19 protein-coding genes are annotated in these 16,668 nt (G+C 47.0%); 12 read left to right on the top strand and 7 right to left on the bottom strand.

Translation table 11 applies throughout. The annotated features are described in order from the left end of the window. Window positions 1-530: 530 nt before the first annotated feature. The 3 genes from AC2215_RS23960 to AC2215_RS23950 all read left to right on the top strand — a co-directional run bounded on the left by AC2215_RS23960 (window position 531) and on the right by AC2215_RS23950 (window position 4,740). Window positions 531-1,973 carry a sodium/proline symporter gene (locus AC2215_RS23960; protein WP_486812538.1) on the top strand — a complete coding sequence of 481 codons (1,443 nt, stop codon included), beginning with the start codon at window positions 531-533 and terminating at the stop codon, window positions 1,971-1,973. Between the two features lie 506 nt (window positions 1,974-2,479). Further along, on the top strand, window positions 2,480-3,877 hold the full coding sequence (locus tag AC2215_RS23955) for a hypothetical protein (RefSeq protein ID WP_486812537.1): 1,398 nt from the start codon (window positions 2,480-2,482) through the stop codon (window positions 3,875-3,877). Between the two features lie 32 nt (window positions 3,878-3,909). After that, complete coding sequence (locus AC2215_RS23950) at window positions 3,910-4,740, top strand: SAM-dependent methyltransferase (RefSeq protein ID WP_486812536.1); 831 nt, start codon at window positions 3,910-3,912, stop codon at window positions 4,738-4,740. 146 nt (window positions 4,741-4,886) lie between these two features. On the opposite strand, the gene grxD is transcribed toward AC2215_RS23950, so the two are convergent. From grxD to AC2215_RS23935, 3 genes are all read right to left on the bottom strand, one after another. Next, complete coding sequence (gene grxD, locus AC2215_RS23945; RefSeq protein WP_486812535.1) at window positions 4,887-5,210, bottom strand: Grx4 family monothiol glutaredoxin; 324 nt, start codon at window positions 5,208-5,210, stop codon at window positions 4,887-4,889. A gap of 62 nt (window positions 5,211-5,272) precedes the next feature. Next, on the bottom strand, window positions 5,273-5,533 hold the full coding sequence (locus AC2215_RS23940) for a BolA family protein (RefSeq protein WP_486812534.1): 261 nt from the start codon (window positions 5,531-5,533) through the stop codon (window positions 5,273-5,275). A gap of 136 nt (window positions 5,534-5,669) precedes the next feature. Then, on the bottom strand, window positions 5,670-6,347 hold the full coding sequence (locus tag AC2215_RS23935; protein WP_486812533.1) for a hypothetical protein: 678 nt from the start codon (window positions 6,345-6,347) through the stop codon (window positions 5,670-5,672). Between the two features lie 243 nt (window positions 6,348-6,590). Between AC2215_RS23935 and AC2215_RS23930 the strand changes: the two genes are divergently transcribed. Both AC2215_RS23930 and AC2215_RS23925 read left to right on the top strand, forming a co-directional pair. Further along, on the top strand, window positions 6,591-8,705 hold the full coding sequence (locus AC2215_RS23930) for a S8 family serine peptidase (protein ID WP_486812532.1): 2,115 nt from the start codon (window positions 6,591-6,593) through the stop codon (window positions 8,703-8,705). 179 nt (window positions 8,706-8,884) lie between these two features. Continuing rightward, window positions 8,885-9,343 (top strand): DUF4168 domain-containing protein, encoded by a 459-nt coding sequence (locus AC2215_RS23925; RefSeq protein ID WP_486812531.1) that lies wholly within the window; start codon window positions 8,885-8,887, stop codon window positions 9,341-9,343. Window positions 9,344-9,490: 147 nt separating this feature from the next. On the opposite strand, the gene AC2215_RS23920 is transcribed toward AC2215_RS23925, so the two are convergent. Both AC2215_RS23920 and AC2215_RS23915 read right to left on the bottom strand, forming a co-directional pair. Further along, window positions 9,491-10,264: a transposase gene (locus AC2215_RS23920; protein ID WP_486812530.1), complete on the bottom strand. Its 774-nt coding sequence runs from the start codon at window positions 10,262-10,264 to the stop codon at window positions 9,491-9,493. Window positions 10,265-10,447: 183 nt separating this feature from the next. Further along, window positions 10,448-11,266, bottom strand: coding sequence for a SirB1 family protein (locus AC2215_RS23915; protein WP_486812529.1), 819 nt, complete (start codon window positions 11,264-11,266; stop codon window positions 10,448-10,450). Window positions 11,267-11,369: 103 nt separating this feature from the next. On the opposite strand from AC2215_RS23915, the gene AC2215_RS23910 reads away from it, so the two are divergent. Beyond that, a complete protein-coding gene (locus AC2215_RS23910; protein WP_486812528.1) occupies window positions 11,370-11,933 on the top strand; it encodes a Uma2 family endonuclease in 564 nt (187 codons plus the stop codon). A gap of 161 nt (window positions 11,934-12,094) precedes the next feature. Here the strand turns inward: AC2215_RS23910 and AC2215_RS23905 are convergent, their stop codons facing one another. After that, a complete protein-coding gene (locus AC2215_RS23905) occupies window positions 12,095-12,724 on the bottom strand; it encodes a hypothetical protein (RefSeq protein WP_486812527.1) in 630 nt (209 codons plus the stop codon). 349 nt (window positions 12,725-13,073) lie between these two features. Between AC2215_RS23905 and AC2215_RS23900 the strand changes: the two genes are divergently transcribed. The 3 genes from AC2215_RS23900 to AC2215_RS23890 all read left to right on the top strand — a co-directional run bounded on the left by AC2215_RS23900 (window position 13,074) and on the right by AC2215_RS23890 (window position 14,486). Beyond that, window positions 13,074-13,511 (top strand): secondary thiamine-phosphate synthase enzyme YjbQ, encoded by a 438-nt coding sequence (locus AC2215_RS23900; RefSeq protein ID WP_486812526.1) that lies wholly within the window; start codon window positions 13,074-13,076, stop codon window positions 13,509-13,511. Window positions 13,512-13,591: 80 nt separating this feature from the next. Further along, entirely contained in the window at window positions 13,592-13,897 is a 306-nt protein-coding gene (locus tag AC2215_RS23895; RefSeq protein WP_486812525.1) for a hypothetical protein, read from the top strand. Between the two features lie 205 nt (window positions 13,898-14,102). Further along, on the top strand, window positions 14,103-14,486 hold the full coding sequence (locus tag AC2215_RS23890; RefSeq protein ID WP_486812524.1) for an SH3 domain-containing protein: 384 nt from the start codon (window positions 14,103-14,105) through the stop codon (window positions 14,484-14,486). A gap of 251 nt (window positions 14,487-14,737) precedes the next feature. Here the strand turns inward: AC2215_RS23890 and psbN are convergent, their stop codons facing one another. Continuing rightward, a complete protein-coding gene (psbN, locus tag AC2215_RS23885; protein WP_486812523.1) occupies window positions 14,738-14,869 on the bottom strand; it encodes a photosystem II reaction center protein PsbN in 132 nt (43 codons plus the stop codon). Between the two features lie 84 nt (window positions 14,870-14,953). Here psbN and psbH point away from each other — a divergent pair, with 84 nt between their 5' ends. The 3 genes from psbH (at window position 14,954) to pth (ending at window position 16,527) form a co-directional block, all read left to right on the top strand. Beyond that, window positions 14,954-15,145 carry a photosystem II reaction center phosphoprotein PsbH gene (psbH, locus tag AC2215_RS23880; protein WP_486812522.1) on the top strand — a complete coding sequence of 64 codons (192 nt, stop codon included), beginning with the start codon at window positions 14,954-14,956 and terminating at the stop codon, window positions 15,143-15,145. Window positions 15,146-15,350: 205 nt separating this feature from the next. Then, entirely contained in the window at window positions 15,351-15,623 is a 273-nt protein-coding gene (locus AC2215_RS23875) for a TatA/E family twin arginine-targeting protein translocase (protein ID WP_486812521.1), read from the top strand. Window positions 15,624-15,933: 310 nt separating this feature from the next. After that, a complete protein-coding gene (pth, locus tag AC2215_RS23870; protein WP_486812567.1) occupies window positions 15,934-16,527 on the top strand; it encodes an aminoacyl-tRNA hydrolase in 594 nt (197 codons plus the stop codon). Window positions 16,528-16,668 lie beyond the last annotated feature (141 nt).

Below are 16,668 nucleotides of genomic sequence, written 5' to 3'. Positions count from 1 at the left end.
CCATCGGTACTAGTCAGATAATAAATAACATAAACTTAAGCCAATCAAAATATAACAAATTTACCTATTTCTATAATGAAATCATGAATGCATTCAAGATGAATTTCTCCCTTTATGAAGATTTGATTAAAATCTTGAAACCCAAATCAATATTAGAGCTCTGTTGCGGCATGGGTCGGTTGTTCCCCTAGTCAACTTGAACTGAGTCATGAATGGATTCTCACTGAATGGGGATGCAATGGTCTAAGCAATAAAGGAAAACGATTTATTGGGGTAGCAAGCTATCCAGACAAAAAGTACAGCCCAAAGCACCCTCTCCTAGAGAAGGGTAGAAAATGAAATATTCTGGTCTGACTTCGATTTTTATCTAGACAATAAAAATATGGCTAACAATTTTATTGGATAACACAAAAAATAAAATCAAAACAAATAATACATTAATCACGATAAATTTTATTTCAATTAGCCCAATTTCTACCGAGCAAAAAAATATCTTACCTCATTAACACCTTCACAAGAAATAATTCTAGATGAACGATATCATTACAATTTTTACTTTCACAGTTTTTGTAATCGTTTTCTTGTGGATTGGTGCTATTGCTGCCAAAATTTCTAACAATACAGAGGCAGACTACCTACTCGGAAATCGCTCCTTTAGCAAAATCTTTATCGGGCTGAGTGCGGGAGCGACGGGGAACAGTGGCTGGATTATGGTGGGAGCCGTGGGAGTCGCCTACAGTACGGGAATTTCGTCTCTGCTCATTGTTCTTCCAACCTTCTTAGGCGAGCTAACCTTTTGGACATTTTTTCCGGATAAAGTCAATCACCTTTCTGTGGAGCAAAACTCCCAAACAGTTCCTGAATTCTTGGGAGCAACCGCTAAAAACCCTCAAGGGAAACGCTTGATTACTCTGATTGTTGCTCTAATAACGATTGTCTTTCTTGGAGCCTATACTTCCGGACAATTTGCTGCTGCTGCTAAAACTTTGGACGTGTTTTTTGGGATTGACCCCAATATTGGAGCCTCGATCGCCGCTGGCTCAATTCTGGTCTATTGCGTGACTGGAGGACTCAGAGCATCGATTTGGACTGACGTGGTACAGGCATTTGTGGTGATGTTTGTTGCCTTTGGGATGTTGGCTGTTGCCCTAATCGCTGGGGGTGGAGTTTCAGAGATTCTCTCCAGGCTCAATGACATCGACCCGAATCTCCTCAGTTTGACTGGTGGATTAAACCCCTGGGAACTACTTGCCTTGATGGTGGGGTTTTTCTGTTTTGGCTTCGGATTTGATATTTCTCAGCCCCAAGTTTTAGTCAGATTACTCGCAGGTCGAAGTCCACAGGAAACCAAACAAGCAAGGTGGACATATCTCGGTTATGTCTATTCGACCTGGATTGCGATGCTGTTGTTCGGCATTATTTGCCGCGTGTTAATTGCCGAGATTAATGACCCCGAACAAGCCTTACCCTTTTATGCAATGCAAAATTTTCCGCCAGTCTTCGTGGGAATCGTGCTAGCGGGGGTATTTTCTGTAATTGCCTCAACGGCAGATTCCCAACTTCTGGTTTGTTCGAGTGCATTGGCTAGAGATATTTCCCCTGCTTTTCATCTCAAGATGTCCCAGAAATATGGCATCAAATACGAACAAGCGGCAACTCTCTTAGTTGGGATTGTGGCTGTGATTGCAACGATGAATATTTCTGCAACCGTATTTTCTTTAATTCTATTTGCTGCGGGTGCTGTCGCCGGTTCGATCGGTCCAGCCATGCTGATTATCTTAATCAAAACACGGACACACTACTTGGCTTTAAGCACGACAATGTTAGCCGGATTAACCACCACGATCGTCTGGCGAGTTTTAGGATATAGCGACGTCCTCTACGAAATTGCTCCGGGTTTTGTCGTCGGGTTGTTACTGCATGAGGTGTTGATGAAGAGCATTTTTCGATCGCCGATCGACAAAACTCATTAGTTAACAATCTCGCCCAGACCTGAAACCGTTGGCGATCGCTTTTAGTGTCAACATTAATGCGATCGAGATCTCCAAAATGATGTACTGGAGATCTCGATCGCACAAAATTATCAAGTCTTAAACTATATCCCAGAATCTTAGAGCAACCTGCACCTCAGTAGAGATATGGAATCACGAACAATTTTCCAACTACGATATCGACTTACATTGCCAACTGGGAGAAGCAAAAAGATATGGAATCAGAAAACGGATCGTTTCCATCGAAGATTTACGAAATATCAGTGAATGACAAAATCGAATCTTGGCCTTGGCTCTTCGCCAATCCAAGACTTGACACTCAATCTGAGTTATAGCTAAAACCGTAATTAGGAGAAACATTCAATAATATATTCAAACTCTGAATTGCGATCGTAAATATTCAAATCTAGAGAAAAATTATCGATCGTTTTTTGTAGAAATCTGAAAAATTTTCTTGCAATCGTTCGTTGAGCGTTCGTTAACCATCCATGAAAAAAATCTTCAAAATTCTCAACAATCCGATCGTTAAGCGATCGGCTTTGGCTGCCATCGGACTCACCACCATCTCGATCGTGGGAGCCAATTATGTTGCCGACGGACGAGAACAAGAAATCGAACGAGAATTAGAAGCTTTTACCCAACAGGTTCCGGTCCAAACCGAGTACAACGAAACGGCGATCGCCCTCAAAACCCTCTCGGCAAAGTTAGGATTCGATTTGTATTCCTGGCCCGAAGATGCCAACAGCGAATATGCGCCACAAATTGAAAATATTGAGGTCGAACCCAGTTCTAAACAAGCCTGGGAAGTTATTTCCGATCCACTCGAAGAATACATTGACGCACAAATCGCTAAACCCACGAACGAAATCGATCCGCCTCCAACGGCACTTCAAGAATATCTCAAAACCAACGCCGCCACCCTCGAACAAATCCGGCAAGTCATTGCCAGTCAAGGCACACCAGTTTGGCAAACCAATCTCACTCCCATTTTAGAAGGAGATTACGAATTTGCGCTGCCGAGTTACTTAGCAAGTATGTACCTGCAACAAATCCTTGCTTTAGATATTCTCGAAAAACAGCGCCAAGGAAAAACTGAGGCCGCGCGGGAAATGCTTGAAGCCGCTTGGCAAATTCACGCCTCTTTCCAAGATAATCCCTACCTCATCGGTCAATTGGTTGGTCTGATGAACGGACGCTATCTCGCGGGAACGATGCGAAAATTGGGTAATTTGCCGGTTGAATGGCAAGAACGTTTAGTCGCACACAATTACTCCCAGTCGATGCTTGCATCCATTCACGGGGAATTTTTTTTGATATTTAATGCTACCCGTAACATTGCCCCGGGAGAAATCTTTAAAACGGTTCAATTTGGAGATTCTCACACCATCCAGGCTGGCTTTCAAGGCACAGTTGAAAAGGTTAAGGGAATGCTGCTATCTCCGGTTACTAAACCCTGGCTGCGGTTCACGGCTATTGATTCGTACCAAGTCCAGAAGTACGGTATCGAACAGTACCAAGCGAAACCGCCGAATATCTGCGCCTCTGATGTCGTCGAGAGTAAACAACAGCCTGCCGCTTGGAATATCCCCGCAAACAAAATTGGACTGCTATCTTTTCTAAATCAGGTGGTGAAAGCCGAAAAGCATATGCTGGATTTGGAATTGACTCAGAAAATCGTGCAGGCGAAGGCCTTGGCTGCCGAAACGGGAAAATGGCCTACAACCCTTCCCAACCTCGAATCTAACGTGTGTCCGGGGTATGAGTGGGTGTATAACGTTGCTGAAGATGGCACGATGTCTTTGTCTTTGAACCCGGAACCGGAATGGGCGGTCGAGCGACAAAAAAAGCAGGGATTGCCGATGGACTTTTTTTCGTCAATCCGTTAGTATATCTTATTTTATTAATTTAGAGGCTAGTTATGGGTGCAAATTACTCAGAAATTGCTCAATTAAATCAAAATTATTACGATACAGACGATACCGATTTATTCTACCAAAAGGTTTCTGGTGGAGAACACGTTCACATTGGTTTATTCGAACGGGAAGACGAACCACTAGAAATCGCTAAAAAGCGAACTGTAGAATCAATGGCATCCCTTGTCAAAATTAGCAGCAACTCTCGCGTTTTAGATTTGGGTTCTGGCTACGGTGGAGCCGCACGATTTTTGGTCAAAAAATATGGATGCCATGTCACGTGCTTAAATATTAGTACGAAACAAAATATTGAAAATCAAAAGCGGAACCAAGAACAGAAACTCTCCAGCTTTATAGATGTTTGTGAGGGCAGTTTCGAGGATTTACCATTCCCAGATTCCTCTTTCGATATTGTCTGGTCTCAAGATGCAATTTTTCACAGTAATAATCTTATTCAAGTTTTCCAAGAAGTCCAACGGATTTTAGTGGATGGCGGTCAGTTGATATTCTCTGTTGTCACAAGTAATGACAATCTCTCAGAAGACCAGCGGCAATTAAAAGATTTTTATTCCACCATAACCAACTTTTATCCACGTCAAACTTACAGAGATTTAGCTGTCAAAACTATATTATCAGAAATACAGGTTATTGACCTATCCCAGAACATTGTCATCAATTATTCACGATTATTGGAAAAAATGAAAGAGATACAAAGCGAAGAGAAAAGCATATGGAGTCAGGAGTTTTTCGAGAAAATGAACCATCGCCTAAATTCATGGATTGAAGCGGGAAATCAAGACATCATAAAATGGGGATTTTTTCACTTCCAGAAATAGAAACCTTCACCGACTCTGAAACTCGTCCTGTTTTGTTACGGGATAGGTGTAGTAATAGGTAGGGGTCAACAGACGTTGACCCCTATAGTGTCGTGATTCGATCGAGGTGAATTACGGCGATCGCGCCCAACCCGAAGCCAACCCGTTTACGAAGCCAGGGCAACCTCTAACTTTTCTTGCAGTTCGCCTTTTTGATACTCTTCGATTAAGATATCCGAACCGCCCAAAAACTCTCCATTGACATAAACTTGGGGAATCGTCGGCCAGTTAGAATACTCTTTAATGCCTTGACGAATCTCCATATCTTCGAGAACGTCAAAGGTTTCAAAGGGCACTCCCAAAGCGTTGAGAATTTGCACCACGTTATTGGAAAAACCACATTGGGGCATCAGTTTATTGCCCTTCATGAATACGAAAATCTTCTCACTTTTAATGAGGGTATCGATGCGTTCTTTTAATTCGGGGGTCATTATTTTTTCTGAAAAATTAAAGTGTCGCGGGTCTGGAAATGGTTGAGGAGAAAAAAACGGAACTATCCGGCTCGAACGGCGGATTCCCAAGCTTCAGGCGTGTAGGTTTTCAGGGCGAGGGCGTGAATGGCTTCCGATGCCATCGCTTGTTGGAGCGCGCCGTACACGAGTTGGTGCTGTTTCACCAGAGATTTTCCTTCGAAAGCAGAAGAAACAACGATCGCCTCGTAATGATCGCCGCCTCCGGTGAGATCGCGAACTTCCACGCGAGCATCTGCTAGCGCCGATTTAATCATCTCCTCAACTCGATCGGGATTCATCATCTTGTCACCTCCATTTCGCGGGCATAATTACGTCAATTATTAATTTAATCTAATTAAGTCTAATTAGTCTAAATTGTCGTAGTTTGTGGAAATTCGAGGTCATCGATACGATCGCCAAGATAATACCCCGGCAGGTTTACTCTTGAGCGTTCAACGTCGAAGGGGCGCTTTGAGCGTTGCGGGGACGGGGATAGGGAGCATCGACGAACCCTAGCTCGAATAGTTGGCGATAAGCATTTTGACCCAAATCGCGGGTGGGATTTTGGGAGCGGATAATCTGCACCAGCAGCGGCACGGCGAGTTCCGGCTTATTTTGGGCGCGGTGGAGGACGGCGAGTTCGTAGGTGGCGCGATCGCGCAGTTGAGCCGCTTGGAGGGCCATATCCCGCTGACTCTCGAATACCCGGTTATCGATTCCTGAAAAACTGGCAGCTAACTCTTGATAGTACGTCGATAACTGATTGAGGATTTGCCGCGCTTCCTGTAGCTTTTGGGACGCTAGCTCGTAATTTTGCTGCCCGACGGCGACTTTGGCTTCCTCAATTAAACGCTCCGCTCCAGGCAAGCTCAGTACGGTACTATCGAGAGATAAGGGTCGAAGCTCGTCCGGGGTCAGCTCTGCATCGGGATCGAGGGATTCTGGGGTTGCATCGAGTTCGATAATTTCTAGACTCTCTTCCGTGGCGGGCAACTGAGCCGAGGAACTGGGTTTTTCCCAGGCACCAGCTGGAACCGAACAGACAAAGCTTGCCAGAATTGGCACGGACATTGAGCCGATGATATATCTGAGGTATCGAGCAGTTTCAGATCTCATGAGGTTTAATTGATGCTGAGGTAAGAACATCATTTAGGCAAGTTCCCGATTATAGTAACATTTCGTTGCGGAATGGGGGGGTGGGAGAGGGAGGCTTCGGAGGCGAAGGGGGCAGGCAATCGCGGGGGAGGCTTCGGGAGAGATCGACTCTTGGAAGTGAGTTCGAATTTCCGATTCCAAATTCTCCTGAGTTCTCTGCCCTAAGCGGACAATTTCGATAACTCAAAATAGGGATGCACAATTATGACACGTGACCCGATCGCAGAATTTTCTGGTGTTGGCGTTGCCGACGATAATATCGGCGTTATCCTCCAGCGAGGGGGAGAAGAGCTGATTCTCTATAAGGTAAACGATCGCTTTACGGTCGCGACTGCTGCGGGGGCGAAATCGTCGGATGTCATCGATGCCATGGGAATCGAACAATACCAATTTATTCCCTTCGGTTCGGGCAATCGGATTCCCCTGATTGAATTTACCGTCATACCCAGCGAACTCGAAACAGCCATTTCTCGCGCTCGAGAACTGGACAGCGTTGGGTTTGCCAGCCACGTCTATCAAATTCGAGAAGACCCGGAAACGCCGATTTACCTCACCAACGAGATTGTCGTTCAATTCGACCCCGAGACGCCCACCCAGGAACAAGAAGCGATCGCTCTTGAGGTGGGATTGCGCCAAGTCGAACCCATCTTAGGTATTCCCAACACCTACGTCTATCGAGTGACAAAGCAAGCCACGGAAAATCCGGTCAAAATTACCAATCGCTTGATGCGCCACCCTCGGGTGTTGACGGCGGAACCGAATATTATTCTTCCCACCAGCGCCCACTACCGCCCCCGCGACCCCCTCTACCCCCGGCAATGGTACTTGCACCATACCGGCGGCAGCCAACTGGCGAGCAACTCCCATATTTCCGTCGAACAAGCTTGGGATATTACGCGGGGCGATCGCTCTGTTGTCATCGCGGTGACCGATGATTCCGTGGAAATCGACCACCCGGATTTTCAAGGCCCCGGTAAAATTGTCGCCCCCCGCGATTTCAAGGATAAGGATTTCCTGCCCCTACCCGGACGGGCTTCTGATAATCACGGAACCGCCTGTGCCGGGGTTTGCGTGGCCGAAGAGAACGGGCAGGGTGTGGTTGGCGTCGCCCCCGGTTGCGCGTTGATGCCCATTCGCACCTCGGGCTATTTAGATGATGCTTCGATCGAGAAACTGTTCGATTGGGCGATCGCCCACGGGGCGGCCGTGATTTCCTGTAGCTGGGGGGCGAGTGCGGTGTACTTCCCCCTCTCCTTGCGCCAACGGGCGGCGGTGACGCGGGCGGCAACCCAGGGTCGTAACGGCAAGGGCTGCGTGGTGGTGTTTGCTGCGGGGAATGCCAACCGTCCGACTCAGGGAATTGTCAACGAACGGGGATGGCCGCGCAATGCGATCGCCGGTCGGACAGAATGGCTGAGCGGTTTTGCGGTGCATCCGGATGTGATTGCCGTATCTGCCACCACCAGCTTGAATCAGAAGGCCGCCTACAGCAACTGGGGACCGAATATTTCCGTTTCCGCCCCGAGTAATAACGCCCCACCGGGAATGTGGCTTCAGTCGACTGGATTTATCAGTACGCCCCCGGAAGTGCGCCAGTATTTACCCGGTTTGGGGGTATTCACGGCCGATCGCTTGGGGGCAGCGGGGTACGACCCGGGGGACTACACCAGCGGGTTTGGGGGTACGTCGAGTGCCTGTCCGGTGGTAGCTGGGGTGGCGGCGTTGGTGCTATCGGTGAATCCGGAGTTAACGGCGTTTGAGGTCAAGAAGATTTTGCAGGATACGACCGATAAAATCGTCGATCCCGCCGCCGATTTGCAATTCGGACATAAATTGGGGACGTACGACAGCAGCGGCCATTCCCAATGGTTCGGTTACGGTAAGGTGAATGCCTACAAAGCGGTGCGGGCGGCCCAGCGGGAATATGCCACTGTCGCCCCAGTCAGCCAGCGCCTGGAGGGACGGAACGATCGCGCTTACTCCATTCCCGATAACGATGCGCGCGGTGCCACCAGTCGGATTCGCGTGGGAGATTCGCGATCGGTTTTGGACGTGCAAGTGGAAGTGTATCTCGAACACGATTTCTTAGGAGATGTGGAAATTTACCTAATCGCGCCGGGCAATTCTCCGGTGTTGTTGCAAGGTCGCAGTTTGGGGTGTCAAAAGGAATTGCGCGCCCGCTACTCCACAAGCAATTCGCCGATTCTCAAAACCCTATTGGGTCGTTCGGCGAAGGGAGATTGGCAACTGCGAGTTATCGATCGCGTTCCGAGAGATACGGGTACGCTCAATGGGTGGAAATTGATTTTGGGAGTTTAAATTCTGGGAGTTTAATCTGAAGGGGGACGTGGGGAGTCTCGCAAGAGAGTTGGAAATCCGATCGCCCCCAGACCTTTTACAATGAACAATTGACAATGAGTCAGTGGCGACGCTCTTCTCACCAGCTTCTGCATCTGAGCATCTCCCCATCTTCCTCATCCTCACCAAAGGTAACAACTATGCGTCAATCCTCCCGTCCTGTTTGGATAAAAACGCTCGTCGCCATTGCCCTCGGTTCGACGCTGTTAGCCAGTTGTGCGGCCGGCGATGAGTCGATCGCGGAAACCGAACCGGTAGGAGAACCCGTTCTGGATAAAGAACAAACCATTGCTGCCTACGCTCGATCGGTTTTAGAAATCGATCGACTGCGCCGAACCGCCTACGACCAAATTGCCGAAGCCAACAGCGACGCTCCCCCACCTCAAGTGATTTGCGATAATCCCGATACCGTTGCCGGGTTGCGCGGCGAAATCAAACGCATTGCCGTTAACTACTGCCGGGAAGCCAAAGAAATTGTCGAACGAGAACAGTTAAACGTCACCATTTTTAATGAAGTGACCCAAAGAATAAGTGACGACGCTCAACTCAAAGCCGACATCGAGAACGAACTCCGCCGCCTTCAATCCTCCGGTTCTTGAGGGAGCTTTGGTTTGGGGGCAGGGGAGGCAGGGGAGGCAGGGGAAGCAGGAGAGGAGTCAACCGTACACAGTGGGAGCATCTTGCTCCCGTCTTCTAGGTTTCCCTTGATGCTGCTCTTTCTGTGCTGTGCGCATCACCGCGTTATATCAAATCCGGTTGAATAACCGTTTTTCATCCTCTACATCGGTTTCCTCGTGGGGATGCCACCAGGTCGTCGCATCATGAAGCTTGAACTTCTGGCCATACTTGCGGGGGCGACCGCGACCGCAATAATCTGGAGGTGGACCGTAGAGTACCCGATTGGAGCGTAGGCGCATGAGTTTGTCACAAGGGAGAGCTGCCGTCATTTGAACAAAGGGAGCACAACCGTATTCTGAGTCCCACAACGATATCGGTCGTTCCTGGAGGACTTCACAGACCTGTTTAAGCTGTAATGCAGCTTTTTCAAGAGGCGTTTCAAAGCTGGTGATACGCTCGTGCACCAAGGGGAGTGCCCAAGTTCCCTGCATTTGGGGGATACAAACTATCGTACTGTAACCTTGCCCCACAGTTACCGGTTTAGCTCCCGGACGGTTCTGGGGTTGATGTTCATAGGTACGTTCCTTGAGGGTTGGCGACCACAGCCTCGACCATGCGGTGTGGTCTCCGGCGAGCACGAGTTGAGTATTTTGAGGGGGTTGAGGCAAGTGCTCTGCGTAGAGTTCGATCAGTTCTCCACTCGGTAGCTGACTCCGCCCGAGTACCAGGGGGCGACTCGACCATTGCCGACGAAATACTGGTGAGAGTGAGAGTTCCGCAAAGCTGGGTACACTTCTAGTGGTGATGGTCGCATCCATCAAATCGAATAAGCCATCTTTGCCATTACCCAGTAGGCAGTAGGCTCGGTTGCGAAATTCTTTCAGCCCGGTCAAACTTTTCATGGGTTGACTGAGATTAGTGAGTAATCTGAGCTTCCCCCATTGAGTGCTCGACCCTCAAGTCGAGTGCTCTACGATCGCACTTTTGTCTAAACTCCAGTTCTTTACCCGGATCTGATATTACCCAGTGTTCTGGGTTTGCTCGATTCTCCCCTTTTCCGAATTCCGAATTCCCCGCGTCACACCCTACCCCCGCAATCCATCGAGTATACGGGCAATTTCCGAGGCATCTTCCGCCTGGGGTTGCAGTTCCAGGTATCGTTGCAAGTCCCGTGCCGCCTCTTCGGGATGTTTCAAATAGTAGTAGAGCAAACCGCGATCGCGAATTTCCGTCGATGCTTCAGGAAAGAGTAACAGAATGCGATCGATCGCCCCAAGGGCTTTTGTCATCTGTTTGCGGCTCAGGTAAATGCTTTTAAGATTCATCAGCATTCGCGCCAGAAACTGACGAGAACTCACCGGTTGAAAAAATTCCGATCGCAATTCCACTGGCTGCTGGAAAATTTGGCTGAGGCGTTCTTGGCAATCTTCGGGAAACAGCACCTCACCACCCATGAAGGCATCGACGTAAATATCGGAACCCTCAAATACCGGACGAATTAGGAAATGTCCCGGCATCCCAATTCCTTCCATGGGAAACTCGATGCGTTTGGCAATTTCTAGATACACCAGTGACAGCGTAATCGGAATTCCCGTACGCCGTTCGAGTACCTCGTTGAGGAAACTGTTGCGCGGATCGTAATAGTCATCGCGATTGCCCGCAAAGCCCAAATCTTCGTAGAGGTAGCGGTTGATGCAGCGGATGACGCGCAGGGGATAGGCTTCGATGGGCAACTGTTCTCGCACCTCCAAAGCCATTGTATCGAGGGCGTTTAGGTATTCTTCGATATCGAGTTCTGGATACTCTTCTTGGGCGATACACAAGGCAGCGACGCCTAAATCGATGCGATCGTCTCGAGGGTGGATGGCTTGATAAAAGTGTTGTCGGGGTAAGGAAAAATCCACGTTTTAGGGTTAATTTTTTGATGAGAATATTTTTTATAATTATCTCAAAAATGAGATCGTTTATAATATCTAAATTCACTGAAACGTTTAAAGTCTGACTCAAATGGTACGCGCTCTCTCTAAACCGTTGACGTTGGAAAATTTTTTGAAATTACCCGAAACTCAACCCCCTAGTGAATATATTAACGGGGAAATCATCTCAAAACCTATGCCTCAAGGAAAACATAGCTCGATTCAAACTGAGTTTTCAACAACGGTAAATCTGGTTCTGAAACGAGCTAAAATTGCTCGAGCATTTTCCGAACTGCCCTGTACGTTTGGCGGTGCGTCGATCGTGCCCGATGTTTCGGTTTTTATTTGGGATAGAATTGCCAGAGACGACAATGGCGAAGTTGCCAATATTTTTCCCTATGCACCGGATTGGACTGTGGAAATTTTATCTCCCGGTCAAAGTCAAACTAAAGTCACCAAAAATATTTTGCACTGTATCAGTTTTGGTGCCCAAATGGGCTGGCTTATCGATCCAGAGGAGAAAACGGTTTTTGTCTATCTTCAAGAGGATAAAATCTTAGTTTTCGATCGACCCGAACAGCAGCTACCCGTTCCCTCATTTGCCACTGAAATAGAATTGACGATTGAAGAATTATTCGGATGGCTGTTAGATTAATTAACTCATTTTTTTTATGTTTTACACAATTATCATCTATTTTTATTTATATATATAGCGGTTCTCACACTCATGAGGTACAGTACTTGCTTATCGATTTTTCAAATGAATGGCTGTGTAATTTAAGGTGTACCTCACAAGTATGAGAAATGCTATATATACTAGGACAGGTAAATTTTATCATCTAATATCGTGTCAAAAAAAACACCACTGTTTTCAAAAATTTGGACCATTTCCTGACAGCGTTGTTTCGTTCGAGTCGTAAACCATAAATCCGAAGGTTCCGCTTCATTTCTATAGTGCCAGATTTCGATAATCAGATCGGAACGGGTAAAAAAATGAATACTGGCACCAAATACATACCAAATTGGTAACGCACACCGACAAAAGTTTTCTGCAACGATCTGAAAAATTTTAGAACCACAAGTTCCGTTACCCCCAAAATAGTGAAACTTCGTCTCGTATAAAAGTCGTTGAATCGCGTGTTCGGAAACACTGCTGTTGACTTGCATTAAATCTCCGCCCAAATCGAGAATCACCGGTGGATCGTCATCATCGAGGTTAGCAGTAGGAATCGACCAGTGAAAACAGCCCTGATTTTCATAATAGAATCGCAACCCATCTTCATCGAGATATAACTGACTGGGGGGACAAAGAGAATCCTGAGTTTGCCAGAGATCGTATCGATTTCCAAATAAGAAATACCACTCGGTTAATGCTGTTGGTAATTTCAACTGAAGCCTGCGTTCGGCAGCAATGATTTCTGCCTCTGGATAACCATCATTCATCATCACCGGTGGATATAGCGTTACGCAAGTCCGTTAGGACATTCAGGAAAATTGCTCAACACCCCGAGGGGAATACAGAGATAGTCGTGTCCTAACCTAAATGCGTAGTGCTATACCAGCGATCGATAAAATCGTGCAGTAATGCCCATCGTGCCGATCGAGAACTGGGTATGGTTTCAAACATTTTTTACAAACATTTTTGAAAATGCGATCGATAATTATCGATTGTGATGCGATCGCCCTCTAGAACGATTTTTCGATATGTTTTCTCGATCGAGCATCAATTGCCTCGAACAAACCTACCGATGTACCATCGATCTAGTTTTTCGCACAAACTCTGCACCCATCCGATATGTCGATCGAGCATCATATTCTCAATATAGACACTGAAACCGGCATCGGTATCTACAACCTGACCCCGCAAATTACCCAACTGCTCGAATCGAGTCCCATTACCAACGGTCAAGTTTTGGTCTTTTCTCGCCACACCACCACCGCCATTGCGATTAACGAATACGAAACCCGATTGCTCGACGATATCAAAGTTTACCTAAAAAAGTTAGCCCCACCGGAAGACAAGTATTTGCACAATGACTTGCACTTACGGGTGGTTCCTCCCGACGAACCGGAAAACGCTCACTCCCACCTGATGGCGATGACGTTGAGTACCAGCGAGGTGATTCCCGTTATCGATAAAAAATTGGGATTGGGAACTTGGCAATCGGTTTTATTTTTCGAGTTGGACGGCCCCCGCAGCCGAACGGTATCGGTGCAGATTAGCGGAGAGTGAAGCAATGCAACTCGGCTATCCTCGAAATAGAAACTCTAGAAAATAGAGAAAAAAATTCGAGTGAAAGGTTTGAGTTGAAGATGAGAAGAAAAATAAGCGATCGTCAATCCGCTGCTTTAGATGCAAGAGTTCGGTTTATCTGGGGATTTGCGATCGGATTTTTTGGAGCGTTCGCGATCGGATTTGGGAATTATTTACTTTCCGGTGTCATGAGGGTGGAGTTGGAAGCCGTTATTGTCTGGTTGGGTATCGGTTTGGGAGTTGGCTGGTTGTTAGGCGTGCTGTCCCGTCGCTGGGGCGATCGATTCTGGCAGTGGTTAATTCGATCTTATTCGATAGTTTGTTTAATTTTGGGGGAGTTGATTGCCTGTATCGTGGGGCGCTAAAATCTCTACGATCGAAACAAATGAAAAAACAGAGGTTTTTGGTATCGATGTATTGTTTTCTCCTCAAAAATACGATCGGTATCTAGAAAAAATACGACCGCAAAAGTACGGTCGCAAAAATACTGAAGACACTTCATTTTTGGTGAGGCTAGATTTGAATCACGAACACAGCAAACATCTAGCAAATATCTAAGGATTACAGTTGATGAACTTGCAAAAGTTTAAAGCTTCCGCAATTTTTCTTGCTCTAGCTGCCACCTCCATGATTCCCGTTAGCGCTGCTGCAGCGACCCCCGAGACCACTGAAGACACCATCGCTCAATCGGGTCCGGTGATGAATGTCTGCCGTCGGATGAATATCAGCTCTGACGACTATGTGGGTTTGCGCGATATGCCTAGCTACGATGGCGATGTGGTGGCTCAAATGTACCCCAACGAAGAGGTGACGTTGGTACGTCGCAATATTGATGGCTTCGACGGTAATATGTGGCTCGAAATCGTTGATAGCGTTGGCAATCAGGGCTACATTCCCGCTTCTCTCTTCGGTCAGTCTACCCTCGGCTACTGCCCTTACTCCGCTCACTGGTAAGGTAGAGCATAGCTCAGTTGACACTGATATCTACTCGATACAAGACATCGTAGAAAGAAGCGTCCAAATCAGAATCTAGCAACAGCCACTTTTATCCCTCGTGGATATTACTTCAAGACAACGACAACAAGCTATCTGAATTTTTGAACGAGTCAAGTGCCATCCTTACAGAGGATGGCATTTACTTTTGGATTCACTTGGATTCAATTTGGTTTTCACACTCGTTCAAGCGATCTTTATGCAAGGGATTTTTAATCGTCATGATCGTCAAAGGGATCTCTGAGATCTTCCGAGGGCGGACCGAACGAGGTATAAATAGTGAAGGCTGTAATGCCGATCACGACGGATACGATCGAAACACTAAGAACTGTTGCGGGTTCCATAAGTTGATTTAAGATACGAGCTGCTATACCTTATAATATTACGAAACGTTAAAAAATATCGTCAAGACATACTCAAGGTAAGTTATGGCACAAAGAACTCGGTTGGGAGATATTCTCAAGCCTCTAAACTCCGAATACGGTAAAGTTGCGCCGGGTTGGGGCACTACGCCGGTTATGGCAGTCTTTATGGGATTATTTTTTGTTTTTCTGCTGATTATCTTACAGATTTACAACTCTTCCCTCATCATCGAGAATGTAGATGTGAACTGGATGTAGAAATAGAGCCACACCGAACGCTTCATTTGGAGTCTATTGTTCGGATGCGGTTTCAATATTTAGATCGGTATCCCGGTTGACAGCCGGGATTTTTTGTGATATTCGTTATCGGGCGATCGCATCAACTCGATCGAAGCAAAACACCCGATCGAAGTCAAAACGATACCGCTCGATCGACAAGCGATTAAAACGCAGGAGGCAACACGTGAATATTTTTGGCATTGGTTTACCCGAAATGGCCGTCATTCTGGTTCTTGCCTTGTTGGTCTTTGGACCGAAAAAGTTACCGGAAATCGGTAGCAGTTTGGGTAAAGCCATTCGCGGCTTTCAAGATGCCACCAAAGATTTTGAAAAAGAGTTAGAACGGGAAGTCAAACAGCTTGATTCGGGAAACGAACCCCAAGTGAGTACGAACAACTCCACCGAGAAAGCAACGGCAACGGCTTCCGAGGAAAATTCTCGCTCCTCTGAAGGTTAATCTCGAGCGAGATTGAAAACATGGCATTTCGAGTGCATTTGGAAGGTGTCATCCATCGACCTTCTACTGGCTTAACATCGTACTCGGAATCCTTTGAGTTTCTTCCGTTGAGTTGATTGTCAAAGTGCTAACTCGATCGAGTTAGAAAATTGGCATTGGCAAACCAACGCGACCGAGAGATTATCAAAAATTCTGCATCATTTGAGCGTCATTTGAGATCGTGCCCGAATCCCCAACCCAAAATTCCCAACCTCAAAATTCCAAGCCTCAAAGTTCCCAATCCCAAAAAGTAACTCCACCTCCCCTCGTCATTCCCCAGCTCATAGTTGGGTTGGGAAATCCGGGAAAAAAGTACGATCGCACTCGACACAACATCGGTTTTGCGGCCATCGATGCCTTGGCGAAATCCTGGCAGATGACTCTAACCGAAAACCGTAAATTTAAGGGAGAATTTGCTGAAGGACGGGGGGTGAACGGCGAGAAAGTCCGGCTGCTCAAACCCCTAACCTACATGAATCGATCGGGAGAATCGATCGGTGCGGTTACCAGTTGGTACAAGCTACCCCCCGAATCGGTCCTGATTATCTACGACGAGATGGATTTACCCCTGGGACGGGTACGGCTGCGGCTATCGGGTTCGGCTGGGGGACACAACGGCATGAAATCCGCGATCGCTCACCTGAATACCCAAAATTTCTCCCGTTTGCGCATCGGCATCGGTAAACCCGCAGACGCCGACAACCCCGACTCGATTTCCCACGTGTTAGGCAAATTTTCCCCCACAGAAGCCTCTCTCGCGTCAAAGGTTCTTAACTTAGTGATGGATGCGGTGGAAATGAGCCAGAAACAGGGTGTTGAAAAAGCAATGAGTCTGTACAATAGCCGTAACGCGAATGACATGTAATTCAACAGTCAAGTCAACGTTTCATTCAACACAGTTGTTGGGCGATCGGCTCGAAAATCCTTGAAATCCTCTCCAGGCGAGGCTTTTATCGTTTTGAGCTACAAATCCTTGAAATCGACGGCCAATCAGCGTTTCAACGAT

It is taken from the genome of Zarconia sp. (genome assembly GCF_057467645.1).
This window is presented reverse-complemented; position numbering and strand designations above follow the sequence as displayed.

Excerpts from the sequence above, each read along its gene's own strand:
- AC2215_RS23925 (WP_486812531.1), top strand. The coding sequence starts at position 8,885 with ATGCGTCAATCCTCCCGTCCTGTTTGGATAAAAACGCTCGTCGCCATT.
- AC2215_RS23940 (WP_486812534.1), bottom strand. The coding sequence starts at position 5,533 with ATGATGAATCCCGATCGAGTTGAGGAGATGATTAAATCGGCGCTAGCA.
- AC2215_RS23910 (WP_486812528.1), top strand. The coding sequence starts at position 11,370 with ATGGTACGCGCTCTCTCTAAACCGTTGACGTTGGAAAATTTTTTGAAA.
- AC2215_RS23935 (WP_486812533.1), bottom strand. The coding sequence starts at position 6,347 with ATGAGATCTGAAACTGCTCGATACCTCAGATATATCATCGGCTCAATG.
- AC2215_RS23890 (WP_486812524.1), top strand. The coding sequence starts at position 14,103 with ATGAACTTGCAAAAGTTTAAAGCTTCCGCAATTTTTCTTGCTCTAGCT.
- AC2215_RS23920 (WP_486812530.1), bottom strand. The coding sequence starts at position 10,264 with ATGAAAAGTTTGACCGGGCTGAAAGAATTTCGCAACCGAGCCTACTGC.
- grxD (WP_486812535.1), bottom strand. The coding sequence starts at position 5,210 with ATGACCCCCGAATTAAAAGAACGCATCGATACCCTCATTAAAAGTGAG.
- psbN (WP_486812523.1), bottom strand. The coding sequence starts at position 14,869 with ATGGAACCCGCAACAGTTCTTAGTGTTTCGATCGTATCCGTCGTGATC.
- AC2215_RS23930 (WP_486812532.1), top strand. The coding sequence starts at position 6,591 with ATGACACGTGACCCGATCGCAGAATTTTCTGGTGTTGGCGTTGCCGAC.
- AC2215_RS23895 (WP_486812525.1), top strand. The coding sequence starts at position 13,592 with ATGAGAAGAAAAATAAGCGATCGTCAATCCGCTGCTTTAGATGCAAGA.
- AC2215_RS23960 (WP_486812538.1), top strand. The coding sequence starts at position 531 with ATGAACGATATCATTACAATTTTTACTTTCACAGTTTTTGTAATCGTT.
- AC2215_RS23950 (WP_486812536.1), top strand. The coding sequence starts at position 3,910 with ATGGGTGCAAATTACTCAGAAATTGCTCAATTAAATCAAAATTATTAC.
- AC2215_RS23955 (WP_486812537.1), top strand. The coding sequence starts at position 2,480 with ATGAAAAAAATCTTCAAAATTCTCAACAATCCGATCGTTAAGCGATCG.
- AC2215_RS23900 (WP_486812526.1), top strand. The coding sequence starts at position 13,074 with ATGTCGATCGAGCATCATATTCTCAATATAGACACTGAAACCGGCATC.
- AC2215_RS23905 (WP_486812527.1), bottom strand. The coding sequence starts at position 12,724 with ATGATGAATGATGGTTATCCAGAGGCAGAAATCATTGCTGCCGAACGC.
- psbH (WP_486812522.1), top strand. The coding sequence starts at position 14,954 with ATGGCACAAAGAACTCGGTTGGGAGATATTCTCAAGCCTCTAAACTCC.